The organism is Arthrobacter sp. BPSS-3 (genome assembly GCF_044628475.1).
In the GTDB taxonomy this organism is placed as follows: domain Bacteria; phylum Actinomycetota; class Actinomycetes; order Actinomycetales; family Micrococcaceae; genus Arthrobacter.
Genome location: NZ_JBIMMV010000003.1, coordinates 30,551 through 44,007, shown reverse-complemented (window position 1 = coordinate 44,007; position 13,457 = coordinate 30,551). Strand labels below are relative to the sequence as shown.

Genomic DNA, 13,457 nt, shown 5'->3' with positions numbered 1-13,457 from the left:
TATCGTGCGAGAAATTATTGTCCCGCCCCTGGTCACCGTCCCGCCGGAGACAAACATCACCGACCTGGTGCTGCGCCAGGCGGCGAAGCAGTCCAACCCGGCACTGTTCTCCCGGCTCGACGCCGCCGGGCAGTGGCAGGACATCCGCGCCACCGAGTTCCTGGCCGACGCCTCCGCCCTCGCCAAGGGCCTGATGGCCAGCGGTGTGGGCGCCGGGGACCGGGTGGGCATCATGTCCCGCACCCGCTACGAATGGTCCCTGATCGACTTCGCGATCTGGTTCGCCGGCGCCGTGTCTGTGCCGATCTACGAGACCTCCTCCCCCTCCCAGGTCGCCTGGAACCTTGGTGACTCCGGCGCCGTCGCGGCGTTCGGCGAGTCCGCCCACCACGAGGACATCATCCGCCAGGCCGCCACCTCCGAGGGCCTGACCGCGCTCCGCCACGTCTGGCAGCTCGAGGGCGACGCCCTGGACGAGGTCCGCGCCGCCGGCGCCGGGATCAGCGACGAGGAGCTGGAGCAGCGGCGCTCCCGCGCCGGCCTCGCCGACCTGGCCACCATCATCTATACCTCGGGCACCACGGGCCGGCCCAAGGGCTGCGAGCTGACCCACGACAACTTCGTGGAACTCTCCGACAACGTGCTGGCCACCTCCCTGGGCCTGACCGTCAACGAGGACGCCCGCACCATCATGTTCCTGCCGCTGGCGCACGTCTTCGCCCGGTTCATCTCGGTCCTGGCCGTGGCGGCCGGCGTGACCGTGGCACACACCCCGGACATCAAGAACCTGCTGCCGGACCTGCAGAGCTACAAGCCCACCTTCATCCTGGCCGTCCCCCGGGTCTTCGAGAAGGTCTACAACTCGGCCCTGACCAAGGCGGAGGACGGCGGCAAGGGCGCCATCTTCCACCGCGCCGCCGAGACCGCCATTGCCTACTCCCGGGCCCGGCAGGACGGGAAGGTGGGGCTGGTGCTGCGCGCCAAGCACGCCCTCTTCGACAAGCTGGTCTACGGCAAACTCCGCGACGCCATGGGCGGCCAGGTGGCCCACGCGGTCTCCGGCGGCGGCCCGCTGGGCGCCCGGCTGGGCCACTTCTTCCAGGGCATCGGCCTGCAGATCCTCGAGGGCTACGGCCTGACCGAGACCACCGCCCCGGTCACCGTCAACACGCCCTCGCTGATCAAGATCGGCACCGTCGGGGCGCCCATCCCGGGCAACGCGGTGAAGATCGCCGACGACGGCGAGATCCTCGCCAAGGGCGTCTGCGTGATGCGCGGCTACTTCAACCGGCCGGACCTGACGGATGAAGCGTTCATCGACGGCTGGTTCCGGACCGGCGACATCGGCCAGCTCGATGACCAGGGCTTCCTGACCATCACCGGCCGGAAGAAGGAAATCATCGTCACCGCCGGCGGCAAGAACGTGGTCCCGGCACTGCTCGAGGACCAGATCCGCGCCGATGCCCTGGTCTCCCAGGTCCTGGTGGTGGGTGACAACCGCCCGTTCATCGGCGCCCTGGTGACCCTGGACGAGGAGGCCCTGCCGGGCTGGCTGCAGCGCCACAACCTGTCCGCGTCCGGCGTGGCCGAGGCCGCGGAGCTCCCGGCGGTCCAGGCCGCGGTGCAGGAACTGATCAACCGGGCCAACCAGTCGGTCTCCCAGGCCGAGGCCATCAAGTCCTTCCGGATCGTCCCCTCGGACTTCACCGAGGCCTCGGGCCACCTGACCCCGTCGATGAAGGTCAAGCGCGCCCAGGTGCTCAAGGACTTCGACGCCGTCATCGAGGAGATGTACGCGGCCAAGCGCCCCACCCACGCCTGAGCCGCCGGCGCACCGGCCACAACAGCCGGTGGCCAGCAACCGGTAACCAGAAACCAGAAAGGGCTCCCCCGGCGTCAGCCGGAGGAGCCCTTTCTGGTGCGTGGGTCCTACTCCCCGATCACCAGCAGCAGGTCCCCGCCCTGGACCTGCTCGACGGCGCCGACCGCCAGCCGTGCCACGGTGCCTGCCACCGGCGTCGTGATGGAGGCTTCCATCTTCATCGCCTCGATGGTGGCCACCGTGTCGCCGGCGTTGACCTTGTCCCCGGCCTTGACGGTCAGGGTGACGGCGCCGGCGAACGGCGCGGCCACCTGACCCGGCTGGGAGGCATCGGCGCGCTCGGCGGCCTTGACGTTGCTGACCACGGACCGGTCGCGGACCACGACGGGCCGCGACTGGCCGTTCAGGGTGCACATCACGGTGCGCATGCCCTTCTCGTCGGGCTCGGAGACGGCCTCCAGCGAGGCGATCAGGCGGACGCCCTTCTCCAGCTCGATCTCGTGCTCGGCGCCGCGCTGCAGGCCGAAGAGGTAGTCGCGGGTGTCCAGGACCGAGAGGTTGCCGTAGGTCTCGACGCTCTTCTGGTAGTCCTTCGTGGGCCCGGCGAAGAGCAGACGGTTGAGGGTCTGCTGCACCGTCTTGGAGTCGCCCTTGAGCGCGGCGCTGTCCTCGGCGCTGAGCTCCACGTCCCGGACCTTGACGCTGCGGCCCTGCAAGGCCTTGGTGCGGAACGGTTCCGGCCAGCCACCGGGCGGGTCGCCGAGTTCGCCGGAGAGGAAGCCGATCACGGAATCCGGGATGTCGTACTTCTGCGGGTTCTCGTTGAAGTCAGCCGGGTCGGCGTTGAGGCCCACCAGGTGCAGGGCGAGGTCGCCGACCACCTTCGAGGAGGGCGTGACCTTGACGAGCCGGCCGAGGATGCGGTCGGCCGCGGTGTACATGTCCTCGATGGCCTCGAAGCGCTCACCCAGGCCCAGCGCCATGGCCTGCTGGCGCAGGTTGGAGAGCTGGCCGCCGGGGATCTCGTGCTGGTAGACCCGGCCGGTGGGGCCGGGCAGGCCCGACTCGAAGGGGGCGTAGACGCGGCGGACGGCCTCCCAGTAGGGCTCGAGGGAGCAGACGCTGTCCAGGTCCAGGCCGGTGTCCCGCGGCGTGTGCGCGAGGGCCGCGACCAGGGCGGAGGCGGCAACCTGGCTGGTGGTGCCGGCCAGGGAGGCGGAGGCGACGTCGACTGCGTCGACCCCGGCGTCCGCGGCCGCCATCAGGGTGGCCAGCTGGCCGCCGGCGGTGTCGTGGGTGTGCAGGTGGACGGGGAGGTCGAAGCGTTCCCGCAGGGCGGTGACCAGCTTGGCCGCGGCTGCCGGACGCAGCAGGCCGGCCATGTCCTTGATCGCGAGGATGTGCGCCCCGGCGTCGACGATCTTCTGCGCCAGTTCCAGGTAGTAGTCCAGGGTGTAGAGCTTCTCCTCGGGATCAAGCATGTCCGAGGTGTAGCAGAGCGCCACCTCGGCCACGGCGGTCCCGGTGTCGCGGACGGCGCGGATGGCCGGGGCCATCTGGTTGACGTCGTTGAGGGCGTCGAAGATGCGGAAGATGTCGATGCCCGTCTTCGCCGCCTCGTTGACGAACGCCACCGTCACCTCCTCCGGGTACGGGGTGTAGCCCACCGTGTTCCGGCCGCGGAGCAGCATCTGCAGGCAGACGTTGGGCAGCGCCTTGCGCAGGGCGGCCAGCCGGTCCCAGGGGTCCTCGCCGAGGAAGCGGAGGGCGACGTCGTAGGTCGCCCCGCCCCAGGCCTCGACCGAGAGCAGCTCGGGCAGCAGCTTGGACACGGCGGGGGCGGCGGCGACGAGGTCGCGGGTGCGCACCCGGGTGGCCAGCAGCGACTGGTGCGCGTCGCGGAAGGTGGTGTCCGTGACGGCGACGGCGTTCTGCTCGCGCAGGGCGCGGGCGAAGCCCTCCGGCCCGAGTTCCTGCAGCCGCTGGCGCGAGCCGGGGCGGGCCTCGGCGTCGGGCAGCGCGGGCAGCTTGTCCGCCGGGTCGGTGTGCACGGTCAGCTCGCCGTTGGGCTTGTTGACGGTGACGTCGGCCAGCCAGGTCAGCAGTTTGGTGCCGCGGTCCGCGGAGACGCGGGCCTTGAGCAGCTCGGGACGCTCGTCGATGAAGGACGTGGCGACGTCGCCGGCGATGAAGTCCGGGTCGTCCAGGACGGCCTGGAGGAAGGAGATGTTGGTGGAGACGCCGCGGATGCGGAACTCGGCCAGGGCCCGGCGGGCGCGGGCGACGGCGGTCGGGTAGTCGCGGCCGCGGCAGGTGAGCTTGACCAGCATGGAGTCGAAGTGCGGGCTGATCTCGGCCCCGGAGTACACGGTGCCGCCGTCGAGCCGGACGCCGGCGCCGCCGGCGGAGCGGTAGCCGGTGATCTTTCCGACGTCGGGCCGGAAGCCGTTGGCCGGGTCCTCGGTGGTGATGCGGGACTGCAGGGCGGCGCCGCGCAGCCGGACGGTGTCTTGCGAGAGGCCGAGGTCCGCGAGCGTCTCGCCGGAGGCGATGCGCAGCTGGGCCTGGACCAGGTCGACGTCGGTGACTTCCTCGGTCACGGTGTGCTCGACCTGGATGCGCGGGTTCATCTCGATGAAGACGTGCTGGCCTGCCCGGTCCCCCACGGTGTCGACCAGGAATTCGACGGTGCCGGCGTTGACGTAGTTCAGGGCCTTGGCGAACTTCACGGCGTCACGGTAGAGGGCCTGGCGGATGCCCTCGTCCAGGTTCGGCGCCGGGGCGATCTCGATGACCTTCTGGTGGCGGCGCTGGATGGAGCAGTCGCGCTCGAACAGGTGCATGACGTTGCCTTCGGCGTCGGCCAGGATCTGCACCTCGATGTGGCGGGGCCGCAGGACGGCCTGCTCCAGGAACATGGTGGGGTCGCCGAATGCGGCGTCCGCCTCCCGCATGGCGGCCTGCAGGGCCTCGGGCAGCGCCTCCCGGGTGTCGACGCGGCGCATGCCGCGGCCGCCACCGCCGGCGACGGCCTTGGCGAAGACGGGGAAACCGATCTCATCCGCGGCGGCGATCAGTTCGTCGACGTCCTTGGACGGCTTGCTGGACTTCAGGACCGGGACGCCGGCCTTGCGGGCGGCCTCCAGGGCGGCGACCTTGTTGCCGGCCAGTTCCAGGACCTCGGCGGGCGGGCCCACGAAGGTGATTCCGGCGTCCGCGGCGGCCCGGGCCAGGTTGGGGTTTTCCGAGAGGAAGCCGTAGCCGGGGTAGATGGCGTCGGCGCCTGCCTCCTTGGCGACCCGGACCACCTCGTCGACGTCGAGGTAGGCGCGGACCGGGTGGCCCTCCTCGCCAATCAGGTACGACTCGTCGGCCTTTTGGCGGTGGATCGAGTTGCGGTCCTCGGTGGGAAACACCGCAACGGTCTTGGCTCCCAGCTCGTAGCTGGCACGGAAGGCGCGGATCGCGATTTCGCCGCGGTTAGCCACCAGAATCTTGGAAAACATACTTCTCCCTGCATCTTCGCGGGCGGTTCGGTAAGTGGTCACAGTTTCTAAGACGGTGGCGGCCAACACAAATCATTGTGGCCGTCATCACAGAATTATCCGTCATGTGCCCGGGAAGCGGCAGACGGCGTCCGCCGCCCTCCGGCACGGGGTTGTTCCGCGGCCGGGCAACAGCGAAGACACGGCCCGGGGCACGGACTCATCCGTGGGCTGCGGCGCGGCCCGAGGGACCGGACTTCCGCCTCTGCCGGGGTGGATGAGGCGGGTTTATTGTGCGCCGCCGCCTATGATGGGTAGGTGGGTGGCGCATGTCCGCCCCGGCCCGGAGGAACGCACGGGCCGGCATGACCCAGTCTCGGCAACCGGCGTTAGGTATTGGTTTTCAAGTGCACGTAGTCAGCATCAGCAGCCTCAAAGGCGGAGTCGGCAAGACATCGGTCACCACCGGACTGGCCTCGGCCGCCCTCGCCGCCGGCATCCCCACCCTGGTGGTCGACCTCGACCCGCACGCCGACGCCAGCACCGCCCTGGGCGTCCGGGCCGGCGAGCAGCTGGACATCGGCCGCATGCTGAAGTCCCCGCGCCGCGCACGCCTGGCCGAGAACGTGGTCCCGAGCGGCTGGCTGGAGCGCGGCAACGCCACCGCCGGAACCCGCGCCGGCAACAGCGAAGAATCCGTCCTGGACGTCGCCGTCGGCTCCGCCTACACCGGCATCTACGACCGCCCGGACCTGGGCCGCCGCGACCTGCGCCGCCTCTCCACGGTCCTGGCCGGCGCCACCCGGTACGAGCTGGTCCTGATCGACTGCCCGCCGTCCCTCAACGGCCTCACCCGGATGGCCTGGTCCGCCAGCGACAAGGTGGCCCTGGTGGCCGAACCCGGCCTCTTCTCCGTGGCCGGCACCGAGCGCACCATGCGCGCCATCCAGCTGTTCCGCCAGGAGTTTGCCCCCGGGCTGATGCCGGCCGGCATCGTCGCCAACCGGGTCCGCTCGGGCTCGGCGGAGCACGCCTTCCGCCTCTCCGAGATGGACTCGATGTTCGGCGAACTGCTGCTCACCCCGCACATCCCGGAACAGGCCAACTGGCAGCAGATCCAGGGTGCCGCCCACGCCGTGCACTCCTGGCCGGGCGACTCGGCCAAGAACGCCGCCGGCCTCTTCGACGAACTGCTGGCGAACCTGCTGGGCCACCGCGGCGAACTCGTCGGCGCGGGCCGGGCGCGGTCCCGCAGCAGCCGCTGACGTTTAGCCCGCCGGGGCCGATTAAACGACAGAAGCGCGGGGCCACCCGATGGCCCCGCGCTTCTGTGTCTGAAGGGAAGGAATCAGCCGGTCTTGCGGGCAGCCCGGCGCTTGCTCAGTTCGTCGTCGGGAAAGGATTGGTCGGCGGCGTGCTCGCTGGGAAGGGCCGCGAGGCTGCCCTCCACCTCGCGCCAGACCCGGCCGACGGCGATGCCGAAGACGCCTTGGCCGCCCTGGACCAGGTCGATGACCTCGTCGGCGGAGGTGCATTCGTAGACGCTGGCGCCGTCGCTCATCAGGGTGATCTGGGCCAGGTCCTCCACACCGCGTTCACGCAGGTGTTCGACGGCGGTGCGGATCTGCTGCAGGGACACTCCGGTGTCCAGGAGACGCTTGACGACCTTGAGGACCAGGATGTCGCGGAAGCCGTAGAGCCGCTGCGAGCCGGAACCGGCGGCGCCGCGGACGGCGGGTTCCACCAGTCCGGTGCGGGCCCAGTAGTCCAGCTGGCGGTAGGTTATACCGGCGGCCTTGCAGGCGGTCGGTCCGCGGTAGCCGGCATCTTCGTCCAGGACGGGGAGGTCCTCGGTGAAGAGCAGGCCCTGCGCGCCGGTAGCGGGGACGGCAACACCTGCCGTCGAGGCCTGCTTGAGCTCGCCTGCGTCGCCTTTCGGACTCACGTGGATCCTCCTCATTCTGAGCTCCCGCGGGGAATTGCAGCCTTAGCGCGCTTTCCTGCCGCCGTCGGGCCGTCCCGGCGCGGGAGTGATCCGCGCCGTTCGGGTCCGGCTGCTCAGTCCAGTGTGACGTGCGCACCTGTTGTCTGCAATGGGAACTTGTATCTCTGACGTTAGGCTGACCGGCCCCTCAGGTCAAAGACGTTGGGGCTATAGCCGGGGCGTGTCGAAAGTTTCGACCTCAACTTGAGACTTCGGCGGGGTCAGCCCGCGAAATCCTCGGGTTCGACGTCGTCCAGGAATTCCCGGAAGCGGCGCATCTCCCCCTCTTCGTCGACGGCGGGACCCGGCTCCGTGTCCTCACCCTCATCATGCTCGGTGATCCGCACGCCGGCCTCATCCATGACGGCGTCGGCGCACCAGATCCGGCACTTGGCGCGCAGCGCCAGGGCGAGGGCGTCGGAGGCGCGGGAGCTGACCGTGGTGCCGTCCTCGAACTGCAGCTGGCCGTAGAAGACGTTATCCTCCACGGCGACGATGTTGACGCTGACGATCGTGTGGCCGAGCGCCTCGACGACGTCGATCAGCAGGTCGTGGGTCATCGGCCGCGGCGGGACGACGCCCTGCTGGGCCAGGGCGATGGCGCTGGCCTCGGGGGTGCCGATCCAGATCGGCACGTGCCGTTCGCCGTGCATCTCCTTGAGCAGCACGAGCGGCTGGTTGGAGGGCAGTTCGATCCGAACGCCTACGATCTCGACCTCAATCATCAGATGTCCATCCTCGAGATGCGGTCCTGGACCAGAGCCCGGTGCAGCGAGAGGCAGAGGTCGCTGATTTCCCGGGCCGCCTCGGCGGCGCGAGCGTGCGAGGCGGCGTCCTTGCGGGACGTGAGGGTGGCGACGGCGCGTTCCACCAGGCCGAACTCCCGGTCCGCGGCGGCCTGGAAGGGGCGCAGGTGGCGGGGCTCAAGGCCGTGGCTTTCCAGCTGGACGCAGGCCTTGGCCACCTGCAGGGCGTGCTCGTCGAACTGGCCGTTGACGTGGCCGATCAGCCCGTAGCTCAGCAGGGACTCCAACAGCGGGACGCTCGCCCCGGATTCGGTCCGCAGCTGTTCCTCGCTGAGCCGGCGCACCCGGTTGTTCAGCTCGGAGGCGAGCTCGTCGGAGACGATCCGCGGCGAGACGGTGACGCCGGGCGGAAGGTTGTCCGGGCGTTCGCCGCGATCGATCGCGTCGAGGTAATCCTTGATCACCTTCAACGGCAGATACTGGTCGCGCTGGAGCGCCAGCACGAAACGGAGCCGCTCGACGTCGTTCTCCGAGTACTGCCGGTACCCCGCGGGGGTCCGCTGCGGGTTGATGAGTCCCTTTTCCTCAAGGAACCTGATTTTCGACGCGGTCATGGACGGGAAGTCGTCACTGAGTTGCCCCAGGACCTCCCCGATGTTCAAAACCTGGGGTCCGCGCCGTTCGGCTTGTGCCATGGCCACCGGAAAGTACTCCGATATCAGACGTTGCCTGCGGTGCGGACAGGGCTCAGGTAGAAGGTCAGGCGGAACTTGCCGATCTGCACCTCGTTGCCGGACTTGAGTTCCACGGCGTCGACGCGGTCGTTGTTGACGTAGGTGCCGTTCAGGCTGCCGGTGTCCACCACTTCGAAGCTGCGGGGGGTGCGGCGGAACTCGACGTGGCGGCGGGACACCGTGACGTCATCGAGGAAGATGTCGGCGTCGGGGTGCCGGCCGGCGGTGGTGACGTCCGAGTCCAGCAGGAAGCGGGCACCGCTGTTGGGACCGCTGTGCGCGATCAGCAGCGCCGAACCTGCAGGCAGCGATTCGATCGCGGTGCGCTCCTCGGTCGAAACCTTCGGGGCGATCGTCGGCTCTTCGCGGATCGGGGTGAGGTGGATCGAGGTGGTCTCCGAGGCTTTCACTCCACCCGTGCCGTATTCACCGGTGTCGTTCTGTCCGTGCCCAACCATTGAATCCTCCTGATTCGTTGCAGGTTCCCGCCTGCAAACAACGCATGCCGTCCGGAAAAGCCTGGCAGATCCGGTAGTCGGTCCGCCGTCCGGCAGCTGTCTCCAGCGGCAGGGCCGGGCGGCCTTGCCTTTAGCCTACCTGCTGTTCGTACTCCGATGCACTGAGCAGCGACTCGACCGCGTCGGCCTCGGCCAGCTTGATTTCCAGCAGCCAGCCCTCGCCGTAAGGATCGGAGTTAATCAGGGCCGAATCGGTGTCCAGCGCCTCGTTGCGGGCCACCACTTCGCCGCTGACCGGGGCGTAGATGTCGCTGACGCTCTTGGTCGATTCGACCTCGCCGACGACGTCGTTGGCGGTGAGCTTGGTGCCCACCTCCGGCATCTGGGCGTAGACCACGTCACCGAGAGCGTCCTGGGCAAAATCCGTGATGCCCACCCGGACGACGCCGTCGGCGTTGGGGGCGGTGACCCACTCGTGTTCGGCGGTGTAGGAGAGGTCTTCGGGAATGATGCTCATGACGGGCCTTTCGTCGGGTCAAGCACTACAGGTCAAGCACTTCGGGTGAATCCACTGGGGTCAAGCACTGGGTCCAGCGCTGGAGATGCGGCGGCCGGAGGAACGGGCCGCCGCTGAAAGTATAGGCATATCGGCACCGGCCCGGGAGGTCTCTGGCATGATGGGGCCATGGCCGCCCCTGCACCGGAATGGAACGTGTTAGCCCATGCCTGAACTGCCCGAAGTCGCGGCGCTGGCGGACTTCCTCGCCGCCCGTCTGGCCGGCTGCGAGGTCGCCGGCATCCAGGTGGTCTCCTTCGCCGTGCTGAAGACCGCAGATCCCCCGATCAGCGCGCTCGAGGGCCGCACGGTGACGGGCGTCCGGCGGTACGGGAAGTTCGTGGCGGTGGAGGCGGACGGGCTGTTCCTGGTTTTCCATCTCGCCCGCGCCGGCTGGGTCCGGGTGACGGAGGCACCCACCGGGGCCGTACTCAAGCGCGGCGGCGGGCACATCGCGGTCCGGCTGTCCCTGACCGGCGGCGCCGGTCCCGTGGACGTGGACCTGACCGAGGCGGGGACCCGCAAGAGCCTGGCCGTGTACCTGGTCCGGGACCCGGCCGAGGTTCCGGGGATCGCAGCGCTGGGGCCGGACCCGCTGGGCAAGGATTTCGACGTCGAATCGCTCGCGGCGATCCTGGCCGCCCACTCCCAGCAGGTCAAGGGAGTGCTGCGCAGCCAAAGCATCATGGCCGGGATCGGCAACGCCTACAGCGACGAGATCCTGCACGCGGCACGGATCTCCCCGTTCGCGATCGCCGCGTCCCTGGACCGCGACGCCGTCGAACGCCTCTACCGGGCGATCCATGAGGTGCTCGGCGCGGCCGTGGCGGGGGCAGCCGGAAAGCCGCCCGCCGAACTCAAGGACACGAAGCGGACCCACCTGCGGGTTCACGGCCGGGCCGGCGAGGCCTGCCCGGTCTGCGGGGACACCGTCCGGGAGGTCTCCTTCGCGGACACGGCCCTGCAGTACTGCCCGACCTGCCAGACGAAGGGGAAGATCCTGGCGGACCGGCGCACCTCGCGCTTCTTGAAGTAACCGGTCCCCGGAGCAGCCCGCGCCGCGGCGGGTTACCCGGGAAATCAGAAAACCCCGCCCCTGCCGTTTCCGGCAAGGACGGGGTTTTTTCTGTTGGTCGGGCTGACAGGATTTGAACCTGCGACCCCTTGACCCCCAGTCAAGTGCGCTACCAAGCTGCGCTACAGCCCGCTGGTTCCGTCGTTCTCCGCTCCGTGGCTCCGGAGGGATTTCTCCCTGCCGTATTCACTGAGCAGTCCGGCCGAACCACCTTGAAAAGCTTACACGATCCCGGAGGGTGCCCGTGACATTTCGCCGCCGCCACGGGCACTTTTCCATCCGGTATGTCCGAATTAACGCTTCTTGCTGCGCTTTTCCCGGACCCGCATGTTGACCTCGATCGGGGTGCCCTCGAAGCCGAAGGTCTCACGCAGGCGGCGGGTGATGAAGCGGCGGTAGCCCGGGTCCAGGAACCCGGTGGTGAAGAGGACGAACTTCGGCGGACGGCTGGACGCCTGGGTGCCGAAGAGGATGCGGGGCTGCTTGCCGCCGCGGACCGGGTGCGGGTGCGCTGCCACGAGTTCGCCGAGGAAGGCGTTGAGCCGGCCGGTGGGGATGCGCTTGTCCCAGCTTTCAAGCGCCGTGTCCAGGGCGGGAACCAGGCGGTCCTTGTGCCAGCCGGTCTTGGCGGAGATGTTCACCCGCGGGGCCCAGGCCACGTGGGCCAGGTCGCGGTCGATCTCGCGCTCAAGGTAGATCCGGCGTTCGTCGTCCAGCAGGTCCCACTTGTTGAACGCCAGCACCAGTGCCCGGCCGGATTCGATGGCCAGCTGCAGGATGCGGACGTCCTGTTCGCTGAGCACCTCGTCCACGGCGAGGAGCACGACGGCGACCTCGGCCTTTTCGAGGGCACTCTGGGTGCGGAGGGAGGCGTAGAAGTCGGCGCCCTGGGCCATGTGCTGGCGGCGTCGGATGCCGGCGGTGTCCACGAAGCGCCAGGTGCGGCCGCCGAGTTCGATGAATTCATCCACCGGGTCGCGGGTGGTGCCGGCGGTGTTGTCCACGACGACGCGCTCGGAGCCGGCCAGCTTGTTCAGCAGCGAGGACTTGCCCACGTTCGGGCGGCCGATCAGCGCGATGCGGCGGGGGCCGCCGCTGCGTTCCAGGCCCTCGATGGTGGAGAACTCGGGCAGGACATCCATCACGTGGTCCAGCAGGTCTGCCACGCCACGGCCGTGCAGGGCGGATACCGGGTAGGGCTCGCCGAAGCCGAGGCCCCAGAGCGCGGCCGAATCGGCTTCCTGGGCGAAGTCGTCCACCTTGTTGGCCACCATGATGACCGGCTTCTTGGATTTGCGGAGCATCTTCATGACGCCCTCGTCGGTGGCGGTGGCGCCGACGGCGGAGTCCACCACGAAGAGCACGGCGTCGGCCAGTTCCACGGCCATCTCGGCCTGCTCGGCGACGCGGGCGTGGATGCCGCGGGCGTCGTGCTCCCAGCCGCCGGTGTCCACCAGGGTGAAGTTGCGGCCGTTCCAGTGCGCCGAGTACATGACGCGGTCGCGGGTGACGCCGGGGGTGTCCTCGACCACGGCCTCGCGGCGGCCCAGGATGCGGTTGACCAGCGTGGACTTGCCCACGTTCGGGCGGCCGATGATGGCCAGGACCGGGTCCAGCTTCAGCGGGCCGTCGAAGTCCTCGTCCTCGAAGTCGCCGCTGAGCAGCGCGGCGTCGTCCTCGTCAAGCTCGTAGTCTTCCAGGCCGGCGCGCAGCGACGCGGCGCGGAGGTCGGCCTCGTCGTCGTCCAGGGCGGCGAGGTTCTCCGCCACCTGGTCCGTGCCGGTGGGCGTGTATTCGTCTTCGCCGGCGCCGAAGTTGCCGGAGGTTTGAGTCGTATCGCTCATTGCACTTTCCTTAGGTGGTGATCTGCCGGCTCTCCGGCTACTGCTGTCTGGCGTTCATGCGGTGGTTCTGATTGCGGTGCTGCTGATCCGTCGCTTGCTGTTTCCGCGTCGGGCAGGCGGTGTCCGCTGGCCTGGATGGTGTCCTGGACGTGCAGCGCCAGCGCAGCACGGATCCCGGTTCCCACCCTGTCCATTGAAGCACGCCCGGTCTCCCCCGGCCTGCGGTCCGCGGTCAACGCCGGGCCGAAGCTGACGTGCAGCCGGCGGCCCGGGCGTGGCACGGTGTTGAGGTGTTCGTCGCCGGTGCGGGTTCCGAGGATGGCGACCGGGATGACGGTGGCCGCCGAGTTCAGCGCCAGCCAGGCCACCCCGTTGTTGATCGCTGCCGCCTGGCCGCTCCCCCGGGTGCCTTCGGGGAGGATGCCCACGCAGGATCCGGCGTCCAGGATGGCCTTGGCGCGGTGCAGCGCCGCCCGGTCCCCGGACCGGTCCACGGGCAGCTGGCCCGCAGCGGTGAGCACCCGGCCCAGGACGCCGCCGAACATCTCCTGCTTGACCAAAATGTGCATGGGCCGCGGGGCGGCGCCGAACATCACCGGCCCGTCGAGGTAGCTGATGTGGTTCCCGGCGAAGATCACCGGGCCCGCCTGCGGGACGTTGGCCCGTCCCGTGACGGTGGTCCGGTACACCAGGTGGTCCAGTGCCCAGCCCACAGGGCGGCTCCAGGCCATGGTCCCGGTGAGGAACAGGCGT

At 69.3% G+C, this 13,457-nt stretch carries 11 protein-coding genes and 1 tRNA gene; 3 read left to right on the top strand and 9 right to left on the bottom strand.

Annotated features, from left to right (window positions below; translation table 11 throughout):
• The first annotated feature begins 4 nt into the window (after positions 1-4).
• Positions 5-1,822 carry an AMP-dependent synthetase/ligase gene (locus ACFVY3_RS06010; protein ID WP_400159092.1) on the top strand — a complete coding sequence of 606 codons (1,818 nt, stop codon included), beginning with the start codon at positions 5-7 and terminating at the stop codon, positions 1,820-1,822.
• Positions 1,823-1,929: 107 nt separating this feature from the next.
• Here ACFVY3_RS06010 and ACFVY3_RS06005 read toward each other — a convergent pair whose 3' ends face one another.
• Positions 1,930-5,328 carry a pyruvate carboxylase gene (locus tag ACFVY3_RS06005; protein WP_400159091.1) on the bottom strand — a complete coding sequence of 1,133 codons (3,399 nt, stop codon included), beginning with the start codon at positions 5,326-5,328 and terminating at the stop codon, positions 1,930-1,932.
• A 386-nt stretch (positions 5,329-5,714) separates the two neighbouring features.
• Here ACFVY3_RS06005 and ACFVY3_RS06000 point away from each other — a divergent pair, with 386 nt between their 5' ends.
• Positions 5,715-6,572 carry a ParA family protein gene (locus tag ACFVY3_RS06000; protein WP_400159090.1) on the top strand — a complete coding sequence of 286 codons (858 nt, stop codon included), beginning with the start codon at positions 5,715-5,717 and terminating at the stop codon, positions 6,570-6,572.
• Between the two features lie 83 nt (positions 6,573-6,655).
• On the opposite strand, the gene ACFVY3_RS05995 is transcribed toward ACFVY3_RS06000, so the two are convergent.
• The 5 genes from ACFVY3_RS05995 to gcvH form a co-directional block, all read right to left on the bottom strand.
• Positions 6,656-7,252 carry a MerR family transcriptional regulator gene (locus ACFVY3_RS05995; protein WP_290258212.1) on the bottom strand — a complete coding sequence of 199 codons (597 nt, stop codon included), beginning with the start codon at positions 7,250-7,252 and terminating at the stop codon, positions 6,656-6,658.
• A gap of 260 nt (positions 7,253-7,512) precedes the next feature.
• Positions 7,513-8,016: a bifunctional nuclease family protein gene (locus ACFVY3_RS05990; protein WP_290258214.1), complete on the bottom strand. Its 504-nt coding sequence runs from the start codon at positions 8,014-8,016 to the stop codon at positions 7,513-7,515.
• Positions 8,016-8,732, bottom strand: a complete 717-nt coding sequence (locus ACFVY3_RS05985) for a MerR family transcriptional regulator (protein WP_290258215.1) — start codon at positions 8,730-8,732, stop codon at positions 8,016-8,018. The genes ACFVY3_RS05990 and ACFVY3_RS05985 overlap by 1 nt, the downstream gene beginning before the upstream one ends.
• Positions 8,733-8,755: 23 nt before the next feature.
• On the bottom strand, positions 8,756-9,229 hold the full coding sequence (locus tag ACFVY3_RS05980; protein ID WP_400159089.1) for an FHA domain-containing protein: 474 nt from the start codon (positions 9,227-9,229) through the stop codon (positions 8,756-8,758).
• Between the two features lie 130 nt (positions 9,230-9,359).
• Positions 9,360-9,746 carry a glycine cleavage system protein GcvH gene (gene gcvH / locus ACFVY3_RS05975; protein WP_290258217.1) on the bottom strand — a complete coding sequence of 129 codons (387 nt, stop codon included), beginning with the start codon at positions 9,744-9,746 and terminating at the stop codon, positions 9,360-9,362.
• Between the two features lie 205 nt (positions 9,747-9,951).
• Between gcvH and ACFVY3_RS05970 the strand changes: the two genes are divergently transcribed.
• A complete protein-coding gene (locus ACFVY3_RS05970) occupies positions 9,952-10,821 on the top strand; it encodes an Fpg/Nei family DNA glycosylase (protein ID WP_400159088.1) in 870 nt (289 codons plus the stop codon).
• A 94-nt stretch (positions 10,822-10,915) separates the two neighbouring features.
• Here ACFVY3_RS05970 and ACFVY3_RS05965 read toward each other — a convergent pair.
• The 3 genes from ACFVY3_RS05965 to ACFVY3_RS05955 form a co-directional block, all read right to left on the bottom strand.
• Positions 10,916-10,992 (bottom strand) — tRNA-Pro (locus tag ACFVY3_RS05965).
• 161 nt (positions 10,993-11,153) lie between these two features.
• Complete coding sequence (gene der, locus ACFVY3_RS05960) at positions 11,154-12,704, bottom strand: ribosome biogenesis GTPase Der (protein WP_290258219.1); 1,551 nt, start codon at positions 12,702-12,704, stop codon at positions 11,154-11,156.
• Positions 12,701-13,435: a lysophospholipid acyltransferase family protein gene (locus ACFVY3_RS05955; RefSeq protein ID WP_400159282.1), complete on the bottom strand. Its 735-nt coding sequence runs from the start codon at positions 13,433-13,435 to the stop codon at positions 12,701-12,703. Before ACFVY3_RS05955 ends, der begins: the two co-directional genes overlap by 4 nt.
• Positions 13,436-13,457 lie beyond the last annotated feature (22 nt).